Genomic DNA, 562 nt, shown 5'->3' with positions numbered 1-562 from the left:
CGGCCCTTGCGGACCAGCTGGTTGATCGTCGGCATTGAAGCCTTCACCTTTCCATGAGGTTACTTTGCTGGAGCCATCACAGCACTTCGGAATACAAAAAGGGGCCTTTGCGGCTTTCGCCCGGCCCTATTCGCATCCAGCAATGTTCAAGCTTGCCCGACGGACATGTCCCGAATCCCGAGAAATCCCCTTCGTGCAGCGGCGGCCTATACGCGGGAGTCGGGCGGGGGTCAATGTCGGCGCGGGGAGCACGGCAAGCGCTCTTTCGAACTATATGCGGAAATCACATAATTGGGTCTTGTCCCGACCGGCTAGCCGGGCTAATGGCGGCCGCCTCGCAGGAGTGTAGCTCAGTTGGTAGAGCGTCGGTCTCCAAAACCGAATGCCGTGGGTTCGAGTCCCTCCACTCCTGCCAAGCGAACTGGCCGCGAGCCCTTGAAAAGCAAGGGCTCGCGGCTAAGTGTGCTTAGCGATTTCGAGGTGGGCGGTACGTCCACCGTTAAGAAATCGCGGCCTTACAGGCCGGCGAAGTTGGTCGCGGAGCGTGCGGCCGCACCCCCGG

General features: G+C 60.9%; 1 tRNA gene. It reads left to right on the top strand.

Annotated features, from left to right (window positions below):
• Window positions 1–339: 339 nt before the first annotated feature.
• Window positions 340–415: transfer RNA gene (locus ACNOHI_RS25375), tRNA-Trp, on the top strand.
• Window positions 416–562: the final 147 nt, after the last annotated feature.

Origin of the sequence: Noviherbaspirillum sp. ST9, from assembly GCF_048799745.1 — a bacterium.
In the GTDB taxonomy this organism is placed as follows: Bacteria; Pseudomonadota; Gammaproteobacteria; order Burkholderiales; family Burkholderiaceae_D; genus Noviherbaspirillum.
The sequence above is the reverse complement of the archived record's forward strand: the minus strand, read 5'-3'. Positions and strand labels throughout refer to the sequence as shown.